Here is a 26,009-nt window from a genome sequence, read left to right as displayed (position 1 = left end):
CAGTGAACCCACTACTGGGAGGTCGATCGATATCGCCGCATCAGAAGTGACCGCCACGCCAGTGGTACGCTGTCTGTTAAACGAGACCGGGACCTCGCGTCGACCCGTGACTCAGTCCGAAGCCGGGACTTCCTGCCCGGACAGGTCGCCCAGAATCTCCTCTGCGTGGCCCTCGGGCGTAACGCCGTCGTAGACCGCCTCGATCGTACCGTCCGGACCGACAACGAACGTGTTCCGGAAAACGCCGTCGAAGGTGTTGCCGAACATCTGTTTCTCGCCGTAGGAATCGTACAGCGTCGCGACTTCGCCGTGTTCGTCCGACAGCAGGTCGAATTCGAGGTCGTAGTCGGCCGCGAACGTGGCCAGGTCTTCGACCGGATCGTCGCTGATGCCGACGATGTGTGCGTCACGATCGTCGAACTGCGATGTCGCCTCGTTGAACGACTGGGCTTCGATCGTACAGCCCTCCGTGTTCGCACGCGGATAGAAATAGACGACAAGTCGTTGGCCCTCGAAGTCGGAGCGGCGGACCGTCTCGCCGTGCTGGTTCGACAGTTCGAATTCGGGTGCGTCCTCGCCTACGTCGAGCATGCAGTTGTCTTGGCGAGTGCTGTTGTATATGTTGTGATTGTTCCCCACAGCCGACCCCGTGGGCTTCCGTCTCGCGGACACCCCCGCCACTGTTCGCTTACCTTACTCGAGTTGTTCTGCCGCGTCCTGTTCGACCAGCGGCGTCGCGTTCTGCTCGGGAAGCGTGACGACATCGTCGGCTGCGAGGGTATACTCCCGATCGTCGATCCCGAGTATCGAGCCGATGTCCTGTGTGATCTTGACGGTAACGCGATCGACTGCCGTCCCCGTGTCGGCCGACTCTGCTGGCGTCTCCGATCGATCGGGGTGGGGGTGATCCGGCGACGGCGCGTCAGGGCCGCTACCAGCGCGGGCGGGGGTGGAAGGCGGGCCAGCGGGCGTCTCGTCGCTCGGTGCGTCCGTCGGCACGTCACCTCCCATTACGTCTGCAGGCATCACACCACTCGAGTCCGCCGTCGCCTCGGTCGACGCGCCACCCTCAGACGCGGCGTGCTCGGGCGTGGGCTCGTCCGGTGGGATCGGCGGCGTATCGGACGGGACGGGATCGGACTCGGCCGTGTGGGGAGTTGGTTCGGCGGGCGATCGATCGGTCTCGGTATCGGCCGAATCGTCGCTGGTCTCGACTCCCTCGAGCGTGTCGAGCACTCGGCCCTTGTTCGACTGGATTCGATCGACGAGATCGGTAAAGAGGTCCTGTTCCTCGGCCGTCAGCCCCTCGTCGTCTGCCTCCATCCCGGCTGCGGCGAGGCTGGCTTGCTTGACGAGTTTGCCCATGCGGCGTTCGTAGACGGCTTCGACGACGTCGCGGGCGGTTTCGATCTCGTCGGTGAGTCTGCCCACTTCGGGAGACGAAAAGGGATCGTCGGCCGCATCGGCGACGCGATCGCGTTCGGCCTCCAGGTTGCCGATGTAGTCACCGACCTCCTGGTAGAACGAGGGGCGCAGATTCTGGAGGCTATCCTTCTTGCGCTCCTTGCTCTGGACCGATCGTAACTCGTCTAGATTCATTCTTTCTCCTTTTCGGCTCTGCCGCGTGCCATGAGGAACACTGCGACGTATTCCGGTAGTGACTGGTCACCCTCGGTGATTGTAAAACTATTCCCGCCCAGTTCGATCGGGCCGCCATCGGTGACGTCGACGGTAATCTCGTGTCTGGTAAAGGTGTCGGGGACGGCGTCGACCAGTGGCTCGAAGTCGTCGATCTCGTCCCGATCGAGTCGAACGGTTTTGAGCCCGCTCCCGCCGTGGAGGCTGCCCGGCAGCCGAATCAGCCGGTTCGTATCGGTCGTGACCGGTTCGTCGATCGGTGCGTTGTCCCGTTCGACGGCCCTCGCAGCGAATCGCTCGGCCAGTTGTGCGATCGCCGTGTGAACCGTGACGTTTCCGGCTTCGAGTCCGTCCCGGTTGTTCCGGGCGGCGTTCAGCGTCGCCTGTGCTTTTCCCTCCCCGATGCCGTCGAATTCCTGGAGGCGATCGAGGGCGGCAGAGTCTTCCATTTCGAGGAGGTGGTCGACGAAGGCCATGAAGTGTCGGTGGATGCGACTCCCCCACCCACCGTCGATTCGGAGCGTGCGTCGCTCGGTGGGTGTTTTTCGGCCGAGTCCGGCGACCGTCTCGGTTTCGATTAGTTCCTCGAAGTCGAGACCGATGCCACGGACGTAGTCGACGATTTCGCGGCGGTGTTCGCGTTCTAAGTGCACGACGTTCTCGTCCCGGACGTGAACGTGGTAGCCGCGCCCGCCCGAGAAGACGATTTCCATGTTCTCGAAGCCAAAGTCGTCCTCGAGAAAGTCGAGGAGTCGGAACAGGGCGCCCTTACAGGTGGCGAGCATCTCCGCGTAGGAGTCCTCGCCCAGCGTGACGCCGGGGAGGTGGTCGGCGTCGAGGTCGAAGACCAGATCCGCAGACTGCCAATCCTTCTCGTGCATCGAACTGGCACCCGGATCGCGAAACCGCCCCGCCGAGAAGTAGACGTGTCGCGGGCGTTTGCGAACGAGAAACTCAGAGAGATCGCCCAGCTCGAGCAGCGATCGGTGGCGAACCATCGTCGTTCCCGGGCCCTCGGTCCAGGGAATAAATCCCCACTCGCGTTCGTTCGCCGCAGGCGGTGGCGTTAGCTCCGTCCGCCGATAGTGATCGCGAAACCGCCCCCGAAGATAGGCCCTCGTTCGCTCCTCCATGCGCCTCCCCTACTCGTCGTGGGGCCGGTATAATTGTATTGGACTGTCCGCCATAGATGTCAGTCGCGTTCGAGGAGAGTCGCTGGAGAAGACCGCACTTCCGGAGGGACGGCCCACGTTACCGTCGCATGAGTTCCGAAATTCGATCGGTGAGCCGAACCTCGGAACCGAGTTTCAGGTAGTAGGCATCGCCGCCGTCCTCGTAGTAGCCGTCGATTCGGCGTTTGATCTCGAATCCGAGATGTTCGTAAAACTGGAGCGCGTTCTCGTTGGACGTGCGTGCGTGACACGTGATGCTATCGTGGTCTTCCGCCACGCGGGCGATGAGGCGCTTCCCGATTCCCTCGCCTCGAGAGTCGGGCGAGACGGCCAGAAACAGGATGTAGCCGTCGCGTCGAACGGCCGCAAAGCCCACCAGTTCCCCCTCCTGAAGATAGCAGTGGACCGTCGATCGGCGGTACGCGTCGGTGAAGAAATCACGTCGCTGTTTGAGGACCGCTTCCCGCCGGCTTATCCGCTCTTTGAGCTCCCAGGCTTCCTCCACGAAGTCGTCACTCCCCGGCGTGACGACGCGACTGTCGATGTTGACGCTCACTACCACGGTATACCATCGTGGCCAATATAATTCCACCGGCAGATCGCGACCGGAACCGACGGGCATAGGGCGGCGGCGGGCGAATATCGTGACGATGGGTTTCGAACTCCGCGACCACACGGCTGACGTTGGCGTCGCAGCGACGGGTGAGACGCTCGCGGACGTCTTCAGCGCAGTCGCCGACGGTCTCGCCGCGGCGATGTGTGACGAACGCGATGGTGGCGGCGACCGCTTCTCGCTGTCAGTCACCGCAGAGAGTCGCGAGGCGCTGTTGTTCGATTACCTCGACGAACTGATCTACCTCCGGGATGTCCGCGGCGAACTCCCTGTCGACAACCGCGTCGAATCGATCGACGGTCCAGCGGGCGAAACGATGGATGACGGTACCGAGACCGACGCGTGGTCGCTCGAGGCCAGCGCCCGGGGCGTCCCGCTGTCGACGATCGATGCTCGCGAGGTAAAAGCGGTAACGTACTCCGAGATGCGACTCGAAGCGATCGAGAACGGCTGGGAAGCGCACGTCGTTTTCGACGTGTAGAAGTCGTCTTCCAGGAGAGAAACCGGAACACTGACCGGTGGTCCGCACCCAGCGCCGGCGAGCCGAGAGACGAACATCTTTCATTGTTGCGGACGGAGATTCAGGTATGAGCAACCCCACGTTCGAGGCGGACGGCGTCACGCTCGAACAGGTCCGCGACTACGTCTGGGAGATCCCACGGGAAGGCGACATGCGGACGCCGGCGCGAGTGCTGGCGAGTGAAGCCCTCTTAGAGGAGATTACCGAAGACAAGACGATCGAACAAATCAAAAACACCACGCATCTGCCGGGGATCACCAAGCACGCAATTTGTATGCCCGACGGCCACCAGGGCTACGGCTTCCCCGTCGGCGGCGTCGGCGCACTCGACGCCGAAAGCGGCTGTATTTCGCCGGGAGCGGTCGGCTACGACATCAATTGCGGCGTTCGAATGATGCGGACGAACCTGACCTACGACGAGCTTCAGGGCCGCGAGGAGGAACTCGTCGACTCCCTCTTTGCGAACGTTCCCTCAGGGCTCGGCGGCGGCGGTATCGTCGAAGCGGGTGTCGACACCGTCGACGAGATTCTCCAGCGAGGAGTCGACTGGGCCCTCGAGAACGGCCACGCCGTCGAGGACGACCTGTTGCACTGCGAGGACGAGGGGATGCGCGAGGGTGCCGACCCCTCGAAGGTGAGTCAGAAGGCCAAAGACCGCGGCAAAAACCAGATCGGGTCGCTCGGGTCGGGAAATCACTTCCTCGAAGTACAGCGCGTGACCGACGTTTTCGACGACGAAGTGGGCGCGGCGTTCGGTCTGGAGGAAGACCAGATCGTCGTCCTGATCCACTGCGGATCGCGTGGACTTGGCCACCAGACCTGCAACGACTATCTGCGCAAAATCGAGAAACAGCACAGGGGGTTGTTAGACCGGCTGCCGGACAAGGAACTCGCGGCCGCACCCGCAGGCTCACAGCTCGCTGACGACTACTACGGCGCGATGAACGCCGCGATCAACTTCGCGTGGGTCAACCGCCAGCTGATCATGCACCGTACCCGGCAGGTCTTCGAGCGGGTGTTCGATCGATCGTGGGAGGAGATGGAGATGGAACTCCTGTACGACGTAGCACACAACATCGCGAAGAAGGAGACGCACGTCGTCGATGACGACGGCACCGAACGCGAACTGTACGTCCACCGAAAGGGGGCCACCCGAGCCTTCCCCAAAGGTCACCCGGAGGTGCCGTCGGCGTACCGCGACGTCGGCCAGCCGGTCATTATTCCGGGCAGTATGGGGACCGGCAGCTACGTCCTCCGCGGCGGCGAGAACTCGATGGACCTGACGTTCGGCTCGACGGCACACGGCGCGGGCCGACTGATGAGCCGCACGCAGGCCAAAAACGAATACTGGGGCGGCGACGTTCAGCAGCAACTCGAGCAACAGGACCAGATCTACGTCAAGGCCCAGTCGGGCGCGACGGTCGCGGAGGAGGCTCCCGGCGTCTACAAGGACGTCGACGAGGTCGTCCGGGTCTCCGACGAACTCGGCATCGGAGACAAAGTCGCACGGACGTTCCCGGTCTGTAACATCAAGGGGTGATCGGCCGTCTGCGACAGCGAGAACGGCCTGAAGCCACGAGAACGGCCAGCAACCCCGAAGAGTCCCACGAACCGGGGGGACGATATCATTTCAGCCTGAACGGATTGTCGTCGTCTTCCTCGTCGGCCTCGCGTTCGTACGGCTTTCGAGCCGTGATCGTCACGGTCGCCTCCGGATCGTCCTCGTCAGCCCATGGACTGTCGTAGGCGGAGAGTTCGAGGTCCGTGATCTCCCAGCCTTCGTTTTCGACGAGTTCGACGAGTCGGCGCTGATCTGCGAGCATATCGTCGTCCATACAGTCACGTCCGGGACCGATTTGATAGGTGTTGTGCCGTCCAGGGCCTGTGGAGGTGTTCTACCGCTCGTGACCTATAGGGACGAGTCTCGTGTCGTCCGGACCGCGTCGGGGATCAGACCGTATCGGGGATCAGACCGTATCGGGGATCAGGTTCAAGCCGTATCGGAGATCAGGTCCAAGCCATATCGGGGGTTAGGGATCGTCCCCGCGTGCGTCGGCGTGAACCGCCTCCTCGACGAGCGCGCGGTGGGCCCGCCTGAGCCGCTCGGAGAGCGCCTGGTGAGAGACCCCGAGCCGGTCCGATAGCCCCTCCATATCGACGCCTCTGGGAATCTCGTAGTAGCCGCGATCGATCGCCTCGACGAGCGCCTCGTGCTGGGCGTCGGTCAAACCGTACCGGTTCCTGTAGGAGTCGTCCAATCGGTGAATCTTGCGCACGTCGATCGTTAGTCCCCGATCGGTGGCGAACTCGTAGGTCCGGGAGAGCGCGTCGCGTTCCGGGAAGAGAACGCGAAACCGCCACTGAGTGTTTTCGATGGAAGCGTCCATCACCGTGGCCTGTTCCTCGGTCAGCATGTGCAACATGACGGTGACGTCGTCGACCCAGTTCATCCGGTAGAGGCGCTCCTCACCGATATCCGTCAGCAGTTCGGCTTTTTCGACGCTCGGGTCTTCCGCGAGCGCGTCGTCGAGGGTTGCCAGCGTCGATTCGTCGCCGCCGAACCAGATGTAGGGCATGACCGACCCCGGGTCGTGTGCGACGACGCGCTCGATTTCGACGCTAAGCTCGTCGGTCCGCTCGAGCGTCTCGCGGAGTGCGAACTCTTCGGCGGGTACCACCAGTTCGGCAATGGTACTCATACCGGGGACCACCACGTCCACGCCCAAGAGTGATTCATCGTCTCCACAGACCGTTTGGCGTGCGTACCATCTCGGACGCCCATCGTCATCGTCTCGGACAGCCAAAGTCGTCTGCCGGCACTGCTCGAGGGCGCAGCCAATTCGAGAACGGGCGGGTCGAACACGCGGCGGATTTCGGCAGACGACGACGTAACCGAAATCGATTGCGAACGGCCGGAACGCCCGGCGTGTTTAAGCGGTTCCGCCTGCAACTGGCAGATATGCTCACCGACGAGTTCGGACGCGAGGTGACGGGGGTTCGGATCTCGCTCACCGACCGGTGTAATTTCGACTGCGTCTACTGTCACAACGAAGGGCTTGGCGACACCAGGGGACCAATGGACCCACAGGACGACGAGATGTCCGCAGACGACGTCGTTCGGTTTCTCGAGGTCGCCGCGGAGTTCGGCGTCGACGCGGTCAAGTTCACCGGCGGCGAGCCGATGCTTCGCCAGGATCTCGAAGAGATTATCGAGCGTACGCCCGACCAGATGGAGATCTCGCTGACGACCAACGGTACGTTTCTCCCCGATCGCGCCGAGGCCCTCGTCGACGCCGGACTCGATCGGGTCAACGTCTCACAGGACGCACTCGACGCCGAGGACTTCGCCGCCATCACGAAAAGCGGCGCCTACGAGAAGGTTCTCGAGGGCGTCGAGGCGGCGCTCGAGGCCGGCCTGGATCCGGTCAAACTCAACATGGTTGTCTTCGAGCACACCGCGGGCTACGTCCCGGAGATGGTCGATCACGTTGCAGAAAACGAGGGTCTCCAGCTCCAGTTGATCGAGTACATGCCCGAACTCACGGGGAAACCGGAGTGGAACATCGACATCCAGCGGGTCCACGACTGGCTGGCCGAGCAGGCCATCGAGATCGAACATCGCGAGATGCACGATCGAAAGCGCTACTGGGTCGGAACCAGCGGCTCAGACCGCCCGTCAGCAGACGCGAGTGAAACCGTCGACACGGGCGCTCTCGGAATGGTCGAGATCGTCGACCCCGTCGAGAACCCCACCTTCTGTGCGAACTGTCACCGTGTGCGGGTTACTCACAAAGGGTATCTCAAAGGCTGTCTCAACCGCAACGACGACCTCCGTCCGATGGGCGAGATGACCAAGCCCGAAATCCGGGAGGCGTTCCGCGAGGTGGTCACAAACCGGGTGCCATACTACGGCGAGTACATGATTCGCAACGAGGACGGCGAGTGGGAGATCAACGACGAGTACATCGACATCGAAACCCCAGCGGACTGATCTGGCGAGATCGATCGCTTCGTTCTGGTCACCTCCCTCGATCGACCAGTAAAGCCGCCGATCGATAGTCGGAACCTTTCGTTGCCCTTAAGTACCCGACGGGGGTACGTTCGGTTGCGATACGTGTAGGGGATGCAGTCCCCGAGTCCGGAAGGGCGATGATAGACTCACGGTGTCGTGGTAGCCAAGCGGCCCAAGGCGCATGGTTGCTAACCATGTGGCGTCAAGCCTCCGGGGTTCGAATCCCCGCCACGACGTCGGATACACCAGACTGGCAATTTGGCCAGTCGCTTTGCAACGCGCGCAGACCAGACATACATCCATCACACATGAGCGAGGAAGCACCTCAAGAGCAAGAGGACGAAGACCTTCAGTACTTCGTCCGCATCGGTCAAACCGACCTCGACGGGACGAAGTCTGTCGAGCGCTCGCTCTCGGAGATGAACGGGATCGGTCGTCGGACCGCCCGACTCATCGCCGAGAAAGCGGGCGTCGATCGGACGGCGACGTTCGGTCGACTCGACGAGGACGTCATCGACGACGTCGTCGAGATCGTAGAGAACTACGCCGGAGAAGTTCCGGACTGGCTCAACAACCGCCAGAACGACTTCTACTCGGGCGAGACGACTCACGAGATCGGTAACGACCTCCAGTTGACCCGCCAGCACGACATCAACCGGATGAAGATGATCGACTCCTACAAAGGCGTTCGCCACAAGCGCGGCCAGAAGGTCCGCGGCCAGCGAACCAAGTCCACCGGCCGAACGGAGGGCACCATCGGAGTCAACGTCGAAGAGATCCGAGAAGAACAAGCAGAGGAAGCCGCTGCCGAGGAGGATGACGAATAATGCCGCTTGGAACTGACACCAAGCAGTACGAGACGCCGAATCACCCGTATCAGGGCGAACGGATCGCGAGCGAGCACTCGTTGCTCGACCGGTACGGCCTGAAGAACAAAGAAGAACTATGGCGCGCCCAGTCCCAGCTTCGTTCCTACCGGCGCGAGGCGCGTGACCTGCTCGGGCAGGCACAGGACGACGAGGCCGTCATCCGCCGCTCCGAAGAGTTCCTCGGTCGACTCAAGCGCGTCGGCGTGCTCGACGAGGCGGACGAACTCGGCGACGTCCTGTCGCTCGAGATCGAAGACGTCCTCGAGCGCCGACTCCAGACGGTCGTCTACCGCAGCGGACTGGCTAACACGACCCAGCAGGCTCGCCAGTTCATCACCCACGGCCACGTCGTCGTCGGTGACCAGCGCCAGCGCATCCCGTCGTACGTCGTCGACGTCGACGAGGAAGACCTCGTGGCCTTCGACGAGAACAGCCCACTCGCGGACGAACTCCACCCGGAACGAGCGGAGGGTCAATAACATGAGCCAGGACGACGAGAAGTGGGGAGTCGCCCACGTGCACGCATCGTTTAACAACACCGTCATGACCGTGACCGACCTCACGGGCGCGGAGACGATCGCGAAGTCCTCCGGCGGGACGGCGGTCAAACAGAACCGCGACGAGGCGTCGCCGTACGCGGCCATGCAGATGGCCGAATCGATCGCCGAAGAAGTCAAAGCAGCCGGTATCACCGGCCTGCACGTCCGCGTTCGCGGTCCCGGCGGAAACCTCCAGAAGTCACCCGGCCCAGGCGCACAGGCGACCATTCGCGCACTCGCCCGATCGGGCATCGAAATCGGTCGCATCGAGGACGTCACGCCGATTCCACACGACGGATCGCGGGCACCGAAAGGAAAGGGCGGCTACTAGACTCATGACAGAAGAGTACGACGTCGAGTTCGTCGAACGCGAGGATCGCGAGGCTCGGTTTCTCGTCCGCGGCGTAACGCCAGGATTCGCCAACGGCATCCGTCGAGCGATGATCGCCGACGTCCCGACGATGGCGATCGACACCGTCCGGTTCGTCGAGAACTCGTCGGTCATGTTCGACGAGCAACTCGCCTTGCGGCTGGGACTCGTCCCGCTGACGACGCCGCCGGTCGGTGAGTTCGCGGAAGACGACGTCGTCACGCTCTCGATCGACGTCGAAGGGCCGGCGACCGCGTACTCGGGCGATCTCATCACCAGCGACGAACTCGTCAAACCGGCTGACGAGAACGTCCCGATTATCGACCTCAAGGACAACCAGCGCCTCGAGGCCGAGGCAGACGCGACTCTCGAACGCGGGAAAACGCACGCAAAACACCAGGGTGGCGTCGCGGTCGGCTACCGCCATCTTCAGCGCGTGGAGGTCGTCGGTGATCTCCCCGAGTTCGAAGAACAAGAGAGCCAGATCGTTCGCGGTGTCATCGAGGACGACGGCGAACTCGTGGCGACCAGCGAGTTCGATCACGATCTCTCGAATCGGTATCCCGGCAAAGAGATTCGACTCGAGGACGTCCCGAACGCTTTCGTCTTCCACGTGGAGACGGACGGCTCCTTTACCGTCGAGGACCTGGTTACGCGAGCCGCCGAGACGATCGAAGCACGCGCGACCGATCTCGAAACCGCAGTACAGCTATAGTATGATCCACCGCCCCCGACCTCACTACGCAGTCGATGCGCCCGTCGCCAGCGCCGCGAGCGACGAGACTGGCGACGCGTCGACAGTCCGAATCGAAAGGGGTTTGAAGGGGCGACGGGTAGACGGAAGTGCGAGCAGGGATAGCCAAGTCAGGCCAACGGCGCAGCGTTCAGGGCGCTGTCTCGTAGGAGTCCGCAGGTTCAAATCCTGCTCCCTGCATCCACTACGTTTCTGTCGAGCATCCCACGCCGGCCAGCCGATCGGTTCCGATCGCGGTCGCGTCGGGTTGCGAGACCATATCTGGACGACCAACACCATCGACGACGCAGCCGCGCGTCGTCGATCGATTGCAGTAGCAGTTTCGCAGTTGGAGGAAACCAATGAGTAGCAAGACTAATCCGAGGCTCAACGATCTTATCGCCGAGTTGAAGTCGACGTCCCGAAACACGGACGCCGACGTCTGGCGAGACGTTGCGGACCGACTCGAAAAGCCCCGGCGCACCCACGCAGAGGTGAACCTGGGCCGTATCGAGCGGTATGCACGTGAAGATGAGACAGTCGTCGTTCCCGGCAAAGTGCTGGGTTCAGGCGCACTACAGAAGAACGTCACCGTCGCAGCCGTCAACTTCTCTTCGTCCGCCGAGACGAAGATCGAACAGGTCGGTGACCCAGTACCGCTCGAGCAAGTGCTCGAAGAGAACCCCGATGGATCCGGTGTCCGGGTGATTCGATGAGTATCGCAGAGTTCGACGCAGACGTCGTCATCGACGCCCGAGACTGCATTCTCGGTCGCGTCGCAAGTGAGGTCGCCCAGCGCGCCCTCGCTGGCGACCGAATCGCGATCGTCAACGCCGAAGATGCCGTCATCACCGGCGACAAAGAAGACATCTTCGAGACCTACCGGACGCGCATCCAGCTCGGCTCCGACAGGGGACCGAACTACCCGCGCCGACCGGACACCATCTTCAAACGCTCCGTTCGCGGGATGGTGCCCTACAAGAAGCCACGCGGTCGCGAAGCGTTCGAAAACGTCCGCGTCTACCTCGGCAATCCGTACGAGGACGACGACGCGTACGACGCCGAGATTCTCGACGACACGTCGCTGGATCGACTCTCGAACATTCGCTTCGTCCACCTGGGCGAAGTCTCCGAACAACTCGGTGCTAACGTCACATGGTAACCAACACGAGTGGCAAGAAAAAGACCGCCGTCGCACGCGCGACCGTCCAGGAAGGCGAGGGTCGCGTTCGAATCAACTCCACGCCGGTCGAACTGGTCGACCCGGAGACCTCGCGACTCAAAATGCTCGAACCGTTCCGCATCGCTGGCGAGGATCTCCGTAGCGAGATGGACATCGACGTTCGCGTCGAGGGTGGCGGCATTAGCGGCCAGGCAGACGCCGTCCGCACCGCCATCGCACGCGGGATCGTCCAGCACACGAACGACGCCGAACTCCGTGACGCGTTCATGGAGTTCGATCGACTACTGCTGGTCAACGACGTTCGTCAGTCCGAACCCAAAAAGTGGGGCGGTCCCGGTGCTCGGGCCCGCTACCAGAAGTCCTACCGCTAAGGTGATTCAACAATGATGGTACCGGTCCGGTGTTTCACCTGTGGCACTGTCGTCGGCGAACACTGGGAGGAGTTCGACGAGCGAGCGAACGACGGCGAGGAAGACCCCCAAGAGGTCCTCGACGACCTCGGGGTCGATCGGTACTGCTGTCGCCGCATGCTCGTCTCGCACACTGACCTCGTCGACATCGTCGCTCCGTACCAGTAAGCATGCAACAGCAACACCACAACCGATACGAGAAAGCACGGATCCTCGGCGCACGAGCGCTGCAGGTCTCCTACGGCGCGCCAGTACTAATCGAGACGGATCAGACGGAGCCGATCCTGATCGCCGCCGAAGAGTACGATGCCGGCGTGTTACCGTTCACCGTCAAGCGAGGATACGATCGAAAATGACACTCATTACCGACATTCGACTCCGACGGATCCTCGATTCCCGAGGCAATCCAACCGTCGAAGCTGACGTACTGACCGAGAGTGGTGGCTTTGGCCGTGGCGCAGCACCGAGTGGTGCCAGCACCGGCGAGTACGAAGCCGTCGAGCGACCACCGTCCGAAGCGATCGCTACGGCCCGCGAACACGCCGTTCCACGTCTCATCGGGGAGGCCTACGCCGGCAACCAGCGCGAAGTCGACGGGATTCTCCGCGCCGCAGACGGAACCGACGACTTCTCCGAGATCGGTGCAAACAGCGCGGTTGCGATCTCGATGGCCGCCGCGAAAGCCGGTGCCGACGTACTGGGTGCCCCGCTGTTCCAGCACCTCGGCGGAACGTTCCGCGGACAGAACTTCCCGATTCCGCTCGGGAACGTCGTCGGCGGTGGCGAACACGCCGCCGACGCGACCGACATTCAGGAGTTCCTCTCGGCACCCGTCGGCGCACCGAGCGTCGAGGACGCCGTCTTCGCGAACGCCGCCGTCCACGCCGAAGTCGCCGACCTCCTCGAGGAACGCGACCTTCCGTCGGGCAAAGGTGACGAAGGCGCGTGGGCTCCGTCGGTCGACGACAGCGAGGCCTTCGAGATCGTCGACGAGGCAGTCTCGTCGGTCGAAGACGATGTCGGCTTCGAGATCAAATTCGGACTCGATGTCGCTGCCGCCGAGATGTACGACGACGACTCGGGAACCTACGAATACGAGTCCGCCGGCATCAGCCGCGACACCGACGAACAGATCGACTACATCGCAGACCTCGTCCGCGAGTACGACCTCGTCTACGTCGAGGACCCGCTCGACGAGAACGACTACGAGGCCTTTGCCGACCTCACCGATCGCGTCGGTGATCAGACGCTGATCTGTGGTGATGACCTGTTCGTCACGAACACCGACCGCCTTCGCGACGGGATCGAACAGGGTGCAGCAAACAGCATCCTGATCAAGCCGAATCAGATCGGCACGCTGACCGACGCCTTCGACGCGATCGAACTCGCGACGGAGAACGGCTACGACTCGGTTATCTCCCACCGATCGGGCGAGACCGAGGACACGACGATCGCACACCTCGCCGTCGCGACCGACGCGCCGTTTATCAAGACGGGCGCAGTCGGCGGTGAGCGAACCGCCAAGCTCAACGAACTTATCAGAATCGCAGACGACGCGACATGACAGACAACGACGCAACCCAGGAAGGGCTCGACGCCGCCGAGTCGGAGATCGACGAGGAGCCAGCCGAGGGGGCTGGTCCCGCCGCCGAACCCGACGCAGACGTCGAGCCGACGGACGAACAGTCCGCCGAGGCAGCAGACGCCGAGGCCGAACAGGAGCCAGCAGACGACGTCGACGAGGGCCCAACGCTCGACGACGACGTGATGTCCGACGAGGAAGCGGATCTGCTGATCCCCGTCGAGGACTACCTCGGGGCGGGTGCCCACATCGGGACCCAGCAAAAGACGAAAGACATGGAGCGGTTCATCCACCGCGTCCGAACCGACGGGCTCTACGTGCTCGACGTTTCGAAGACCGACAGCCGCATCCGAACGGCTGCGGACTTCCTCGCGAACTACAGCCCCGAACAGATCCTCGTCACCTCGAGCCGCCAGTACGGTCGGTTCCCGGCGGAGAAGTTCGCCGAAGCCGTGGGCGCACGCGCCCGCACCGGTCGCTTCATCCCCGGCACGCTGACCAACCCAAAATACGATGGCTACATCGAACCTGACGTCCTCGTCGTCACCGACCCGATCGGTGACGCCCAGGCCGTCAAGGAGGCCATCACGGTCGGTATCCCGGTTATCGCGATGTGTGACTCGAACAACCAGACCAGCAACGTCGACCTCGTCGTCCCGACGAACAACAAGGGTCGAAAGGCCCTCTCGGTCGTCTACTGGCTGCTCGCAAACGAAGTCCTCGACCGACGCGGCGCGGAGCCGTCGTACTCGCTCGAGGACTTCGAGAGTATGGTCTAACCGGATTCGAATTTACAGCGGCGTTTTCTCTCGGTATCGGTCAACGACCGATCTAACACTCGTATTCCGACGATCGACGCACGAGGATCGAACTGGAAGAGCGACAGAGTTAGGTGGCGACCGTCGAAAGACTTGGTATGATCGATTGGCTCTTCGAGTTCGAACGGGAGATGCTGCCACCCACCGTCGTGCTGGCAACGGTGGCGCTGATCGCGATCTTCGCGCTGGGCCTTGCCTACCGTGCGATCGCGTTCGTCGCATTCTGACGCCCCGGTTCGTCTCGCTTCCGTGTTCGATTATCTTAGTACCTTCCCAAACGTCGACTGATGAGTGAAACCGGATAAACGAAAACGGTTTCACCCATCAGTTCAGGCTTGGAACGCCACTTATAATAACAACTGAAACGATTCACACACCGATCGCAAGACGGCTGTGCGATCGGGTGTGCATTGACTGTCAGTGGCTACTATAGTTTCACGCCACCACACAGTTCTCACTCGCCACGGTAGTCGCCCCTCCTTTCGTGACCAGAGGTCAACCAGAGCGTTGTTTTCGAGGCTCGATCGATCACTCGGTGAGTTGTCCCCTTGATCGTCGTTCGCGACTCCGAATTTAAATACGAACGGGCGGCCAGTCGAGCTATGGATGGGAACGCACTTGGCGATGGCGTGGGCGCGTTGCTCGACGAATCGATGGCGACGCATTCCACACCAGCTACCGACGCCCGCGCGACTCGCGGTCGATCGCAACTACGCCCCACACCGGTCAAAGATGATCCGTTCGCCGTCGTCGAGATGTGTGTCGATACTAGCGACACGACAGGTGAGATTCGTGAGACGAGTCGACCGGTCTAGAGCCCAGACCGAACCGATCGGGGCGCTGGTCGCCGTGATGGCGATCGGCGTCGGCATTAGTGCTTACGCGGTCTACGTCGGTGCTATCCTCCCCAGCCAGACCGATCGCGCCGTCGAAGAGACGACGATCGATCTCGTCTGGGCGGACCTCCAGGACGACGATCGCGGCGTGTTTCCGGCCTACGAGTACGCGTCCGGGACGGATACCGCGATGCGAGAGGCTATCGATCGCGAATCGCTCCCCTTCGGCAAGAACGTCTACATCGAACTCTGGACGTACGACGACGGGATGGCGACGGAGGTCGCGGCGGCACAGTTCCGATCCGACGGCAACAGTTTAGCCGAGCAACAGGTGGAAGCCGACGAACAGGATTTCGGTCCGCCACGAAGACCGGGAGAACCCGCCGACACGGGAGCCACGACGCGGCCCGTTCCGATCGAAGTGACCCCCGCCGACGTTCGCGGCGGCACGCTTTATGTTGAGGTATGGTAGTCGTGCGTCGACTCGAGATGTCGAACCAGCGACGCGGTTCCAGTTCCGATCGAGGTGTCAGCACCGTCGTCGACGTCACGCTTGCGTTGTTGCTGATTTCTGCAAGCATGCTGTTCGTCGCCGCTTCGCTTGGCGACAGCGGCGGCAGCGGTGAGTCGACGGTCCGCGAACCAAACGGCGCTGGGACGGGCGTCATCGACCGGGACCAGGACGGGCAGTCGGCAAGTCACGCGATGGAAACGCTCGCCACGTCGACGGTCACCGTCACGTACAATCTCGAAGCCGTACGGAACGAGGCGGCGTTCTCGGAACCAGTCATAACGGATGCCACCACGTACACGCGAACCGATCACGGCGCGCCGCTCGGACTGTTGGCTGACGCCGCCGTGGCGAACCATCAGATCGACGGCGAACCGATCCTAGCGTACGGCGACGCCTACGAGGAGGCTCTCGACTGGGCCATCCGACAAACGCTCTTCGGAGCCGAACGGAATGTCTACGTCGTCGCCACGTGGGAACCCTACGAGGGTGCGGCTATCAACGGAACGGCAACCGCCGGCCAACGACCGCCTGCTACTGCAGATGTTTCCAGTGCGACGACGACGGTTCCCAGCGGCTTTTCGACGATCGATGAGGAAGAACTCGAGGAGAACTGGATCGACGCCAACGACTGGTGGGACGAATGGATCGACGACATAGCCGACGTGCTTCCGGCGATCGACGACTCTGCAGACGTTTCCGGAATGAAAGGCTCGGAGAACAAGTCTCACGCGGCGGCTGGAACCGTAATCGGTGAGGAAGTCGTCGCCGGACTATTCCCACCCGAACCATCCCAGTACGCGCTGGAAGATCAGGGGATCGATCGCGCACTCAAGGTCTATCACTACAACTCGATCGTCACGGCAATCGGAGATTTTTCGTTTCGGAACGCGGACATACACCGTCCGCTGGTTCGATCGGAAGCCCGCGCCGAGGAAGCCAATCGCCAGGTTCTGGTCGGGCAGGAGGGAGGATACGATTTCACCGACGCCGACGCACTCGCCGCCTGGATCGCGGCGGACATTCCCCGTGCATTCGAGGACGAATTCGCGTCGATCGATGAGGCCTACGAGGGTGCAGAACGCGAGGAGAAGAAAGTCGAGACCGTCGTCGAGGCGCTGTCGAACGACGAGGTGACTGTCACCGTTCACACCTGGGACGAATGAGGACGAGACAATCCACCACGGTTTCGATCGCAGACGACGACCGGGCGCGGATTCCGTTCGCGGTTATCGGCGCGCTGTTGCTCGTCAGCAGCGCCGCGATCGTCGCCACGCTGGAAACGCGAAGCGAGCCGGAGATCGATCGCAGTACGGCCGTGGCGATCGACCGCGGCGAAGCCTACGCGACCGGACAGATCCGTCACGCGGCCGTTCGGGCGACCGATCGGGTCGTTCGATCGCCCGTGACGACCGTCCATTCCGACATGGAGGACGTACTCGACGCGGATCAGGCATTTCAGGATCAGACGCGGCTCACGATCTTTGCCGAAGTCACGGCCGCACTCGACGGCCGCGAGCAAGACGTTGGGCAGGACCGGACCGTCGAGATCTCGGTCCCAGCAATCGACGACTGGACGGACGAGGACGAACTCGCGGGCGCGATCGACGCCGTCGAACTCGAGGAAAAAGACGGGATCATGGAGGTGACGATCGAGAACGTCGAGTTCACCGTACTCGACGAGACCGGGCGCGAAGAAACAGTGACGACGCGCGATATCACCGTCGCGATCGGGACGACAATGATGGAACTTCACGATCGCGTCGAGGAGTACGAGGAGTACCTGAACAAGGGAATGCTCGACAGCGTTGCCGATCGCGAGGGCTACGGCTACGACCTCGCGAAACGACTGTGGCCCCTCGTCTGGGGGAAAGCCTACTACGATCGACTCGCTGGCGACGCCAGCGATCGCGCCTTCGAGAACGTCACCCCGAACGACCACACGGAAGTGATGGCGAACGATGCCCGATTTGCGGCCCAACAGGAGGTCTTCGGAACCCAGGACGACTACGGGAATCGCGTCATGGCTGGACCGTTCCTCTGTATGGCCTTCGATCTTGTCGACGCGGGACTCGAAATCGTCGATCGCGATCGATTCGACGCGATCGCGGACGATCTTCACCCCGACGAGAACGTTACTACAGTCGACGAACTCTGCACCAGGGGCCTCGTTTCTCCGGATGGCGAATTGCCGTCGATGCCGACGATCGAGGAGATCATTGCGGGACTGTTAGACCATATCGACAAGAGCGGGGAAATTCAGGGCCATCCGTTCGCGGATATGGCGTATCACGAGATGGAGGGTGGGTACGATCGTGAAATAATTGAAGATGATTCGTACGAACCATTAAATAATAGTGAAAGATTTACTTCTGATCATCTGGACGACTACTTTGCTCAGAGCGATCGAATAGACACCACTGAGAATATCATTGATTCTGAGGCTCTCACTGATTTCATTGGAGGTTTTACTGAGTTTCAAAGGCAAGCAATAGAGGACGATGACATTAGTGTCGTAATCGACGAAATCTATACGGTGAATTCAGAATTCGATAGAGGGATAGTTACCAGAGACGGTGGAACACATCCGTTTCCACCACGGCTCGATTCAGACGATTACGACACGGAGAATTATACGATCGAAGACACCAGAAGAACGACATCGAGAATCGGGATCGATGCGAGTATAGAGAAAGCGACTGCGGACAACGGGGATACGAGTCTCGATCGGTCATTAGTGTCTGTAGAGACTGAAATAGAGATGCGGTACACCACGACACGGACGTGGAACGACACGAATACCAATTCGTCGACCGACGCGATCAAAAGCGAGTCCCGGACCACCAACTATACTGGATATTACGAACTCCACGGAGAGTTTGCCCCGGATTCAGAGCTTAGCCCGAGTGATATCGGTCACGTCCTCGATAGTGGTGGATCCGCTGGTCCAGTGGGCACTGCAACCAACTGGGACGGAGCGCCAGACGAAGTGACCAAAGACTTCTTCGGTGAAAATATCGATAGCGATTCCGAGTTAGAGAGCTGGCTTCGATCGAGAGACAGCGATATCGAATCCGCTATCGACTTCAGAGACGCGATCAAGTACGATACTGGCTACGAGGAGGAACTGGTGATTGAACCGAACAATAGGCAGCTACTCCATAGCTGGATTATGGGGCTTCTCCTCGAGGTTCATCTGGAGACAGTCACCGAAGTCGAACCGGTCGAAGCCGAACTCATGGACGTTCTCGATGCCGATCCGAGTCCGTTCCGTGAGCACGAGGACGGATTTGAAAAGATGGAGAACGAACACGTTGATGACGCGGAGGAGTACGAAAATGCACCTGATCTCGCGAGAATGGAGGCGCGACAGGTGTACTTCGACAACATTTACGAGCATATCGACGACCTAGCCAGCGAGCACGAAAAAGTAGCACAGGGTGGCGAAAATATGCTGAACGATCTGTTGGGTGAGTTTTTGGATAGTCTAAACGAGGTTATTAACGGCCCGATGGATCTACTCGATGAAATGTTGGGTGCGGGTGAGGAGATGCTTCAAGACGAAGGTGGTGCCGAAGTCGACACGCCGGAGGTACTGAATGACGTCAACATTGACGTCGATGGCTCACCTACTTATCATACGTCACAGGTCGCGGTCAACCAGACTGAGGTTCCTGCAGTCCGGGCCAGAGGCGATGGCCCACTGGACATCGACGAGGATGTGGACTTTGCCCCGATGGGTGTCGGGTACGAAAACGAGGTTGGGCTGCCTGGATTTCCATTAATTCCGTGGCCACCGCTATTCTATCTACAGGCCGACGTCTGGCACATCGAAACCGAGGGCGAATACGCACGCTTCGAGATAGAGTCGACTAGCGGCGATCCGTCGATAACCGATTCAACGACGTACATCCGTGAAGACAAGGATGTCGTGCTGGAGACTCCTGACGGGGACGATCTCCAACTCGGATCGACCGATCCAATTGAGTACGAGAACGGCCAGACGATACTCGTTATCGTACCCGCACCACAGTTCTTGCCACAGGGTGCCCCCGGAGTCGGTGATAACACACTTGGTGGAGACGCGCCGGGCGAACTCTGTTCGCCCCTCTGGGACGAGATTGGTCCCAAGTTTGGTGAAGACGATCCTGAATCAGAAGAGAACTGTCTGTAACGCCACACACAAACATCCGCGTTCAATCTCGGATCTCTTCTATCCAGACCGAGCAAGATACGCCGCCCGATATCCGTGAGGGGGAGTTACCCGTTGACTGATTTTGCTCTTCGAATCAGGCCTCTTCGATCACGTACAGGGTTTCGTCCCGAGAGGAGAGGTAGATCCCTCCATCGGAAACTGCAGGGGACGAACTGAACCTGATGTCGCTCTCGTCGGGAACTATGTAATCCCATTCAAGTTCTCCAGATGCTGCGTCATACGCCGAGAGTCCATTTCTAGTAATGACGTAACAAATAGCATCGGCTATTACAATATCCTTTGGTTCTCCTACGACAAAATCATCTGCTTTCCAATGCAGCTTACCGTCTTTGGCATCAGCTGCTACTATTTGAGTACGATCGCCAGTGTAAACGATTCCGTCTGCAACTGCTGGACTTGTCTCGATTCGACGATTCATTTTGGCAGCCCATACTTCTTTACCTGAATCAATACTGATCGCACGGAGTTGTCGATCCCCACTAGTAACGTAAACTAACCCATCACTGACGGCCGGGTTGCTATCGGAGATTTTTCTTTCTTCTTCAGTTTCGAACTTCCATTCGACTTCCGCCGTATCGGCACTTATCCCATATAGCTCAGAGGAACGTCCTACGTAATACATTTCATTATGAAACGCCGGTATATCTGTGAAATATGTGATAGACGGAGATGCCTCGAAGAATTTTGTGTATTCGCCTGTATTAGTGTTGACTTGCCAGATCACGTCATCCGCTGCAACCAGAAGCCTCTCTCCGAGAGGGATCGGTGTGCGCATACTATTTACAGACTCTATCTCATCTGAAGCCCATTGCTCTCCAGTATCGACGTGGTATGCATATAGCTGCCCGCCGTCTCTCGGACCATAAACCATCCCGTCGTGAACGATCGGCGCTCCGTACCCGTCCCCTTCCCAGAGAATTTCTTCGCTGTCACGATCGACTGCGTAGGTTTTTCCATTACTACTCGGCACATATATGATTCCGTCGACGATCGCTGGCGGATGATAACTCCCTCCGTTCAGATCGATCACCGGTCGGCACACCAGTTCGTCACCATCGGGCCCCGTCGCTTCTGGGTGATGCGCCGTATTCTGCAGATCGACACCGTACATCGGCCAGTCGGCTTCCGTCGAGTCCACGGTTGAATCCGCGTTCTCAATGTTGCTATTCTTCCCGTCGTCGCTGCGATCGGTTTCGGCGGAACGCTCCGAACACCCGGCGACTATCGGTGCACCCGCAAGCGTTGTGCAGGTGGTAAGCCATCGTCGTCGCGTTTGCGAGTCGCGATCGATCATTGCACGACATTTATTTTCAACAACTAAATGACTTTTGCAGTGGTAATTACCGATCGTTGGTTCGGGATTCGTCGCCGGAAGGTTGGTATCCGTTCGATCAGGTGGGCATACCGGAGTTGATCTGCTGTCGGTTCTCATCAGGGACCGCCGAGGACGGCGGACACAGAAGCTATTAACCGTCGTCGTACGAACGCCCGCCCATGACACGATCGAGCGCTCCCGGCAAAGTCTATCTGTTCGGGGAGCACGCAGTCGTTTACGGCGAGCCTGCGGTGCCGTGTGCCATCGAGAAGCGGGCGCAGGTGGAGGTCGATCGACGCGACGACGGGAAATTACGCGTTCACTCCGAGGACCTCAGTCTGAACGGGTTTACCGTCGAGTACGGTGCGAGTCCGGACGATCGACCTGACGTCGACGTTTCGGAGTCGCTGGTCAGCGCCGCGATGGGCTACGTTGACGGGGCGATCGAACAGGTTCGCGCCGTGACCGGGGCGGATGACGTGGGCTTCGATGTGACGATCGAAAGCGAGATCCCGCTGGGTGCGGGACTCGGCTCCTCGGCCGCGGTCGTCGTCGCGGCGATCGACGCTGCGACGCGAGAGCTCGGCGTTACCCTTGGGACGGACGAACTTGCCGAGCGCGCATTTCAAACGGAACACGCGGTCCAGGACGGACAGGCCTCGCGCGCGGACACGTTCTGCTCGGCAACCGGGGGCGCAGTTCGTGTCGAAGGCGACGACTGTCAGGCGATCGACGCTCCAGACCTGCCGATCGTGATCGGGTTCGACGGCGGGGCCGGGGATACGGGCCAACTGGTCGCTGGCGTGCGGCGTCTCCGCGAGGAGTACGAGTTCGCAGCGGACACGGTCGAGACGATCGGTGACATCGTCCGCAACGGCGAAGCCGCGCTCGCAAACGGCGATGTCGAGGAACTCGGCCGACTGATGAATTTCAACCACGGACTACTTTCGGCGCTCGGCGTTTCCTCGCGATCGCTCGACGCGATGGTCTGGGCGGCGCGAGACGCCGATGCTTACGGCGCGAAACTGACCGGCGCTGGCGGGGGCGGCTGTATCGTTGCGCTCGATCCAACCGAAGACACCGAGACGGCACTTTCGTATACGCCGGGTTGCAAGGACGCTTTTCGTGCGGAACTCGCAGAGGAGGGGGTGAAGCAACTCGAATGATCGTACTCAAACTCGGTGGCAGCGTGATTACCGACAAAGATCGCGCCGAGACGCTAGACGGCGAGGCGCTCGGCCGGGCCGCGGACGCCATTGCGGCGGCGATCGATCGCGGCGAGGGCGCGCTCGCTGATGGCCTCGTGATCGTCCACGGCGGCGGCAGCTTCGGCCACTACGCGGCGAGCGAACACGGTGTCAGCACGACAAGCGGGACACGCGACGCGGGAGCCGTCCTCGATATTCACGGCGCGATGAAGACGCTGAATAACTTCGTCCTCTCGCGACTCCACGACCGGGGGGTCGGGGCCGTTCCCGTCCATCCACTCTCGACGGGTCATCGCGACGACGAGGCGTCGCTTTCGCTTCCGACCGGACAGGTCGCGACGCTGCTCGCCGAGGGGTTCGTCCCCGTCCTCCACGGCGACGTGATCGCCCACGAGAGCGCCGGCGCAACGATCGTCAGCGGGGACGAACTGGTCGCGACACTCGCAGGAGACCTCGATGCTGACCGGATTGGACTCTGTTCGACGGTTCCGGGCGTCCTCGACGGCGACGACGCCGTGATCGATCGAATCGAATCCTACGACGATGTCGCGGATGTCCTCGACGAAAGCGAGTCGACCGACGTGACTGGCGGCATGGCGGCGAAGGTGCAGACCCTGCTCGAACTCGACCCCGAGGCGACAATTTTTGGCCCGGACAATCTCGAGGGGTTCCTCGCTGGGAGTGCGGTCGGGACGACGATTGAGTAAGACGGGGTCGCGAGAAACGATCGTCAGGGACGGAATTACTACCCCATCGTCAGGGACGGAATCACCAACCCACTGTGTTTTTAACACCCCGGCGTGTAGGTTGCCTTAGCGAAGCCCGCGGGCAAGTGCGTTCGTGGTTTACGCAGTGGCCGATCGTTCGACGGTCGTCGCTGTCACGAACGCATAGCGGGATGGCCGACGCGCTGTAAGACGCCGGGGCCGCATGACCGGGAGTCCGCGGACCGTTTCGATGAGAGTCCACCACGCGGCTTTCAGTACAACGACCATGGAAATTGAAATTGCAACGATAGGCGGTTACGAGGAAGTCGGACGGCAGATGACTGCCGTTCGCGCCGGCGACGACGTCGTCATCTTCGACATGGGCCTGAACCTCTCGCAGGTTCTGATCCACGACAACGTCGAGACCGAGCGGATGCACAGTCTCGATCTGATCGATATGGGCGCGATTCCGGACGACCGGATCATGTCCGACCTGGAAGGCGACGTACAGGCGATCGTCCCGACTCACGGTCACTTAGATCACATCGGTGCTATCTCCAAACTGGCCCACCGATATAACGCGCCGATCGTCGCCACGCCGTTTACGATCGAGCTGGTCAAACAGCAGATCGAGGGCGAACAGAAGTTCGGCGTCGAGAACGACCTGATCAAGATGGACGCCGGCGAGACGATGTCGATCGGTGACTCCGGAAAGATCGATCTCGAGTTCGTCAACGTCACGCACTCGATCATCGATGCGATCAATCCGGTCCTCCACACGCCCGAGGGCGCGGTCGTCTACGGGCTGGACAAACGGATGGACCACACGCCGGTCATCGGCGACCCGATCGATATGGAGCGGTTTCGCGAGATCGGTCGCGAGGGCAACGGCGTCCTCTGTTACATCGAGGACTGTACGAATGCGAACAAGAAGGGGCGAACGCCGAGCGAAAACGTCGCCCGCGAGCACCTTCGCGACGTCCTCTACAGCATGGAAGACTACGACGGCGGCATCGTCGCGACGACGTTCTCGAGTCACATCGCCCGCGTGACGAGCCTCGTCGAGTTCGCGAAAGATATCGGCCGCCAGCCGGTCTTGCTCGGCCGATCGATGGAGAAGTACTCCGGCACCGCCGAGCGACTCGACTTCGTCGACTTCCCGGACGATCTGGGGATGTTCGGCCATCGAAAGTCCGTCGATCGGACGTTCAAGCGGATCATGAACGAGGGCAAGGAGAACTTCCTGCCTGTCGTCACCGGCCACCAGGGAGAGCCACGCGCGATGCTTACCCGGATGGCCCGCGGCGAAACGCCGTACGAACTGGACGACGGCGACAAGGTCGTCTTCTCCGCTCGTGTGATCCCGGAGCCGACCAACGAGGGCCAGCGCTATCAGGCGGAGAAACTGCTGGGCATGCAGGGCGCCCGCGTCTACGACGACATCCACGTCTCGGGCCACCTCAACCAGGAGGGTCACTACGCAATGCTCGATGCGCTCCAGCCACAGCACATCATCCCCGCACACCAGGACATGAGCGGCTACTCGAGTTACGTCAACCTCTGTGAGAGCGAGGGGTACAAGATGGGACGGGACCTCCACGTCACGCGCAACGGAAACCTCATCCAGATCGTCGACTGACATGACGAGCGCCGAGGCACGAGAAGAAGCGGTTCTCGAGGCGGTTCGCAAGCGCCGCGAGCAGGTCAACGACGCGATTCCGGATGCGCTGCCGATCAAACGACCGGAGCGACTCTACGAAGCGTCCCGTTATCTGCTCGACGCCGGGGGAAAACGGCTTCGCCCGGCCGTCTTGCTAACGACCGCGGAGGCCCTCGCCGACATCGAACCGATGAGTGCCGACTATCGATCGTTTCCCACCCTCGAGGGGTCCGATGCGGAGACGATCGACGTTATGGCCGCAGCGGTCAGCGTCGAGGTCATCCAGTCGTTTACGCTGATCCACGACGACATCATGGACGACGACGACCTCCGGCGGGGCGTTCCCGCAGTCCACAAGGAGTACGATCTCGAAACCGCGATCCTCGCGGGCGATACGCTCTACTCGAAAGCGTTCGAGATCATGCTCGAAACCGGCGCGGACGCCGATCGATCGGTCGAGGCTCTCGACGTGCTCGCGACGACCTGTACGAAAATCTGTGAGGGTCAGTCGCTGGACGTCACGTTCGAACAACGGGCGGACGTCTCACCCGAGGAGTATCTCGAGATGGTCGAACAGAAGACCGCGGTGCTGTACGCCGCCTCGGCCTCACTCCCCGCGGTGTTGCTGGGTGCGGACGACGAGACGATCGAGGCCCTCTACGGCTACGGACTCGACATCGGTCGGGCGTTCCAGATTCAAGACGACGTGCTCGATCTGACCGTCCCGAGCGAGAAGCTCGGGAAACAACGCGGCAGCGATCTGGTCGAAAACAAACAGACGCTCATTACCGTTCATGCCCGCGATCAGGGGCTCGATGTCGAGTCACTGGTCGATACGAGCACCGTCGAAGCGGTGACCGAGGCAGAGATCGACGAGGCGGTATCCGAACTCGAAACCGTCGGCTCGATTGCCTACGCGAACGAGACAGCTCGCGATCTGATCGCCCAAGGGAAAGCGCGTCTCGAGGTCGTGCCGGACAACCAGGCTCGCGAACAGCTGTGTGCGCTTGCGGACTACCTGATCGAGCGCGGCTACTGATCGCGACGCCCCGATCGGGCAACTGCTCTAGCTGAGGCGGATCGATCTCGATCGAGAC

The 26,009-nt window shown here is 61.0% G+C and carries 30 protein-coding genes and 2 tRNA genes; 25 read left to right on the top strand and 7 right to left on the bottom strand.

From position 1 onward, the window contains the following. Positions 1-111 precede the first annotated feature (111 nt). The 4 genes from bcp to AC6I6L_RS14720 all read right to left on the bottom strand — a co-directional run bounded on the left by bcp (position 112) and on the right by AC6I6L_RS14720 (position 3,366). Complete coding sequence (bcp, locus tag AC6I6L_RS14735; RefSeq protein WP_497918519.1) at positions 112-591, bottom strand: thioredoxin-dependent thiol peroxidase; 480 nt, start codon at positions 589-591, stop codon at positions 112-114. Positions 592-693: 102 nt separating this feature from the next. Then, positions 694-1,599: a DNA replication complex subunit Gins51 gene (locus AC6I6L_RS14730; protein ID WP_497918518.1), complete on the bottom strand. Its 906-nt coding sequence runs from the start codon at positions 1,597-1,599 to the stop codon at positions 694-696. Continuing rightward, the gene (gene priS / locus AC6I6L_RS14725; RefSeq protein ID WP_497918517.1) at positions 1,596-2,771 is read right to left on the bottom strand and encodes a DNA primase small subunit PriS; all 1,176 of its coding nucleotides are present in this window, start codon (positions 2,769-2,771) and stop codon (positions 1,596-1,598) included. Before priS ends, AC6I6L_RS14730 begins: the two co-directional genes overlap by 4 nt. Positions 2,772-2,889: 118 nt before the next feature. Then, complete coding sequence (locus AC6I6L_RS14720) at positions 2,890-3,366, bottom strand: GNAT family N-acetyltransferase (RefSeq protein WP_497918516.1); 477 nt, start codon at positions 3,364-3,366, stop codon at positions 2,890-2,892. A 94-nt stretch (positions 3,367-3,460) separates the two neighbouring features. Between AC6I6L_RS14720 and AC6I6L_RS14715 the strand changes: the two genes are divergently transcribed. Next, positions 3,461-3,904 (top strand): archease, encoded by a 444-nt coding sequence (locus AC6I6L_RS14715; protein ID WP_497918515.1) that lies wholly within the window; start codon positions 3,461-3,463, stop codon positions 3,902-3,904. A gap of 106 nt (positions 3,905-4,010) precedes the next feature. Further along, a complete protein-coding gene (locus AC6I6L_RS14710; RefSeq protein WP_497918514.1) occupies positions 4,011-5,483 on the top strand; it encodes an RtcB family protein in 1,473 nt (490 codons plus the stop codon). Between the two features lie 85 nt (positions 5,484-5,568). Here AC6I6L_RS14710 and AC6I6L_RS14705 read toward each other — a convergent pair whose 3' ends face one another. Both AC6I6L_RS14705 and AC6I6L_RS14700 read right to left on the bottom strand, forming a co-directional pair. Beyond that, positions 5,569-5,778: a hypothetical protein gene (locus tag AC6I6L_RS14705; RefSeq protein ID WP_497918513.1), complete on the bottom strand. Its 210-nt coding sequence runs from the start codon at positions 5,776-5,778 to the stop codon at positions 5,569-5,571. Between the two features lie 195 nt (positions 5,779-5,973). Further along, a complete protein-coding gene (locus tag AC6I6L_RS14700) occupies positions 5,974-6,642 on the bottom strand; it encodes a helix-turn-helix domain-containing protein (protein WP_497918512.1) in 669 nt (222 codons plus the stop codon). Positions 6,643-6,902: 260 nt separating this feature from the next. On the opposite strand from AC6I6L_RS14700, the gene moaA reads away from it, so the two are divergent. From moaA to AC6I6L_RS14605, 19 genes are all read left to right on the top strand, one after another. After that, on the top strand, positions 6,903-7,934 hold the full coding sequence (moaA, locus tag AC6I6L_RS14695) for a GTP 3',8-cyclase MoaA (RefSeq protein ID WP_497918511.1): 1,032 nt from the start codon (positions 6,903-6,905) through the stop codon (positions 7,932-7,934). Positions 7,935-8,108: 174 nt separating this feature from the next. Next, positions 8,109-8,191 (top strand) — tRNA-Ser (locus AC6I6L_RS14690). A 72-nt stretch (positions 8,192-8,263) separates the two neighbouring features. Next, positions 8,264-8,782, top strand: a complete 519-nt coding sequence (locus AC6I6L_RS14685; RefSeq protein WP_497918510.1) for a 30S ribosomal protein S13 — start codon at positions 8,264-8,266, stop codon at positions 8,780-8,782. Beyond that, entirely contained in the window at positions 8,782-9,303 is a 522-nt protein-coding gene (locus tag AC6I6L_RS14680) for a 30S ribosomal protein S4 (RefSeq protein WP_497918509.1), read from the top strand. Before AC6I6L_RS14685 ends, AC6I6L_RS14680 begins: the two co-directional genes overlap by 1 nt. A 1-nt stretch (position 9,304) precedes the next feature. Next, on the top strand, positions 9,305-9,694 hold the full coding sequence (locus tag AC6I6L_RS14675) for a 30S ribosomal protein S11 (RefSeq protein ID WP_006064324.1): 390 nt from the start codon (positions 9,305-9,307) through the stop codon (positions 9,692-9,694). Positions 9,695-9,698: 4 nt separating this feature from the next. Continuing rightward, a complete protein-coding gene (locus tag AC6I6L_RS14670) occupies positions 9,699-10,448 on the top strand; it encodes a DNA-directed RNA polymerase subunit D (RefSeq protein ID WP_497918508.1) in 750 nt (249 codons plus the stop codon). A 134-nt stretch (positions 10,449-10,582) separates the two neighbouring features. Further along, positions 10,583-10,667, top strand: a tRNA-Leu gene (locus tag AC6I6L_RS14665). Positions 10,668-10,828: 161 nt separating this feature from the next. Next, positions 10,829-11,182 (top strand): 50S ribosomal protein L18e, encoded by a 354-nt coding sequence (locus tag AC6I6L_RS14660; protein WP_497918507.1) that lies wholly within the window; start codon positions 10,829-10,831, stop codon positions 11,180-11,182. Next, entirely contained in the window at positions 11,179-11,628 is a 450-nt protein-coding gene (locus tag AC6I6L_RS14655) for a 50S ribosomal protein L13 (RefSeq protein ID WP_497918506.1), read from the top strand. The genes AC6I6L_RS14660 and AC6I6L_RS14655 overlap by 4 nt, the downstream gene beginning before the upstream one ends. Beyond that, entirely contained in the window at positions 11,622-12,020 is a 399-nt protein-coding gene (locus AC6I6L_RS14650; protein ID WP_497918505.1) for a 30S ribosomal protein S9, read from the top strand. Before AC6I6L_RS14655 ends, AC6I6L_RS14650 begins: the two co-directional genes overlap by 7 nt. A 12-nt stretch (positions 12,021-12,032) precedes the next feature. After that, positions 12,033-12,227 carry a DNA-directed RNA polymerase subunit N gene (locus AC6I6L_RS14645; protein WP_497918504.1) on the top strand — a complete coding sequence of 65 codons (195 nt, stop codon included), beginning with the start codon at positions 12,033-12,035 and terminating at the stop codon, positions 12,225-12,227. A 2-nt stretch (positions 12,228-12,229) separates the two neighbouring features. After that, on the top strand, positions 12,230-12,415 hold the full coding sequence (locus AC6I6L_RS14640) for a DNA-directed RNA polymerase subunit K (protein ID WP_497918503.1): 186 nt from the start codon (positions 12,230-12,232) through the stop codon (positions 12,413-12,415). Beyond that, complete coding sequence (eno, locus tag AC6I6L_RS14635) at positions 12,412-13,623, top strand: phosphopyruvate hydratase (RefSeq protein WP_497918502.1); 1,212 nt, start codon at positions 12,412-12,414, stop codon at positions 13,621-13,623. Before AC6I6L_RS14640 ends, eno begins: the two co-directional genes overlap by 4 nt. Next, complete coding sequence (gene rpsB, locus AC6I6L_RS14630) at positions 13,620-14,420, top strand: 30S ribosomal protein S2 (RefSeq protein WP_497918501.1); 801 nt, start codon at positions 13,620-13,622, stop codon at positions 14,418-14,420. The genes eno and rpsB overlap by 4 nt, the downstream gene beginning before the upstream one ends. A 137-nt stretch (positions 14,421-14,557) precedes the next feature. Continuing rightward, entirely contained in the window at positions 14,558-14,686 is a 129-nt protein-coding gene (locus AC6I6L_RS14625) for a hypothetical protein (RefSeq protein ID WP_497918500.1), read from the top strand. Between the two features lie 375 nt (positions 14,687-15,061). Further along, positions 15,062-15,274, top strand: coding sequence for a hypothetical protein (locus AC6I6L_RS14620; protein WP_497918499.1), 213 nt, complete (start codon positions 15,062-15,064; stop codon positions 15,272-15,274). Next, positions 15,252-15,767 carry a DUF7285 family protein gene (locus AC6I6L_RS14615; protein WP_497918498.1) on the top strand — a complete coding sequence of 172 codons (516 nt, stop codon included), beginning with the start codon at positions 15,252-15,254 and terminating at the stop codon, positions 15,765-15,767. Before AC6I6L_RS14620 ends, AC6I6L_RS14615 begins: the two co-directional genes overlap by 23 nt. Then, on the top strand, positions 15,761-16,972 hold the full coding sequence (locus tag AC6I6L_RS14610; RefSeq protein ID WP_497918497.1) for a DUF7284 family protein: 1,212 nt from the start codon (positions 15,761-15,763) through the stop codon (positions 16,970-16,972). The genes AC6I6L_RS14615 and AC6I6L_RS14610 overlap by 7 nt, the downstream gene beginning before the upstream one ends. After that, on the top strand, positions 16,969-19,980 hold the full coding sequence (locus tag AC6I6L_RS14605; RefSeq protein WP_497918496.1) for a DUF7286 family protein: 3,012 nt from the start codon (positions 16,969-16,971) through the stop codon (positions 19,978-19,980). The genes AC6I6L_RS14610 and AC6I6L_RS14605 overlap by 4 nt, the downstream gene beginning before the upstream one ends. Positions 19,981-20,095: 115 nt before the next feature. On the opposite strand, the gene AC6I6L_RS14600 is transcribed toward AC6I6L_RS14605, so the two are convergent. Beyond that, positions 20,096-21,316, bottom strand: coding sequence for an outer membrane protein assembly factor BamB family protein (locus tag AC6I6L_RS14600; RefSeq protein ID WP_497918495.1), 1,221 nt, complete (start codon positions 21,314-21,316; stop codon positions 20,096-20,098). 200 nt (positions 21,317-21,516) lie between these two features. On the opposite strand from AC6I6L_RS14600, the gene mvk reads away from it, so the two are divergent. From mvk to idsA3, 4 genes are all read left to right on the top strand, one after another. Then, positions 21,517-22,503: a mevalonate kinase gene (gene mvk / locus AC6I6L_RS14595; protein WP_497918494.1), complete on the top strand. Its 987-nt coding sequence runs from the start codon at positions 21,517-21,519 to the stop codon at positions 22,501-22,503. Then, entirely contained in the window at positions 22,500-23,252 is a 753-nt protein-coding gene (locus AC6I6L_RS14590) for an isopentenyl phosphate kinase (RefSeq protein ID WP_497918493.1), read from the top strand. Before mvk ends, AC6I6L_RS14590 begins: the two co-directional genes overlap by 4 nt. 286 nt (positions 23,253-23,538) lie before the next feature. Then, positions 23,539-24,891, top strand: a complete 1,353-nt coding sequence (locus tag AC6I6L_RS14585) for an RNase J family beta-CASP ribonuclease (protein WP_497918492.1) — start codon at positions 23,539-23,541, stop codon at positions 24,889-24,891. 1 nt (position 24,892) lies between these two features. After that, the gene (idsA3, locus tag AC6I6L_RS14580; protein WP_497918491.1) at positions 24,893-25,951 is read left to right on the top strand and encodes a geranylfarnesyl diphosphate synthase; all 1,059 of its coding nucleotides are present in this window, start codon (positions 24,893-24,895) and stop codon (positions 25,949-25,951) included. The last annotated feature ends 58 nt before the right edge of the window (positions 25,952-26,009 follow it).

The sequence above is a fragment of the Halosolutus sp. DAT137 genome (genome assembly GCF_059736405.1).
This window is presented reverse-complemented; position numbering and strand designations above follow the sequence as displayed.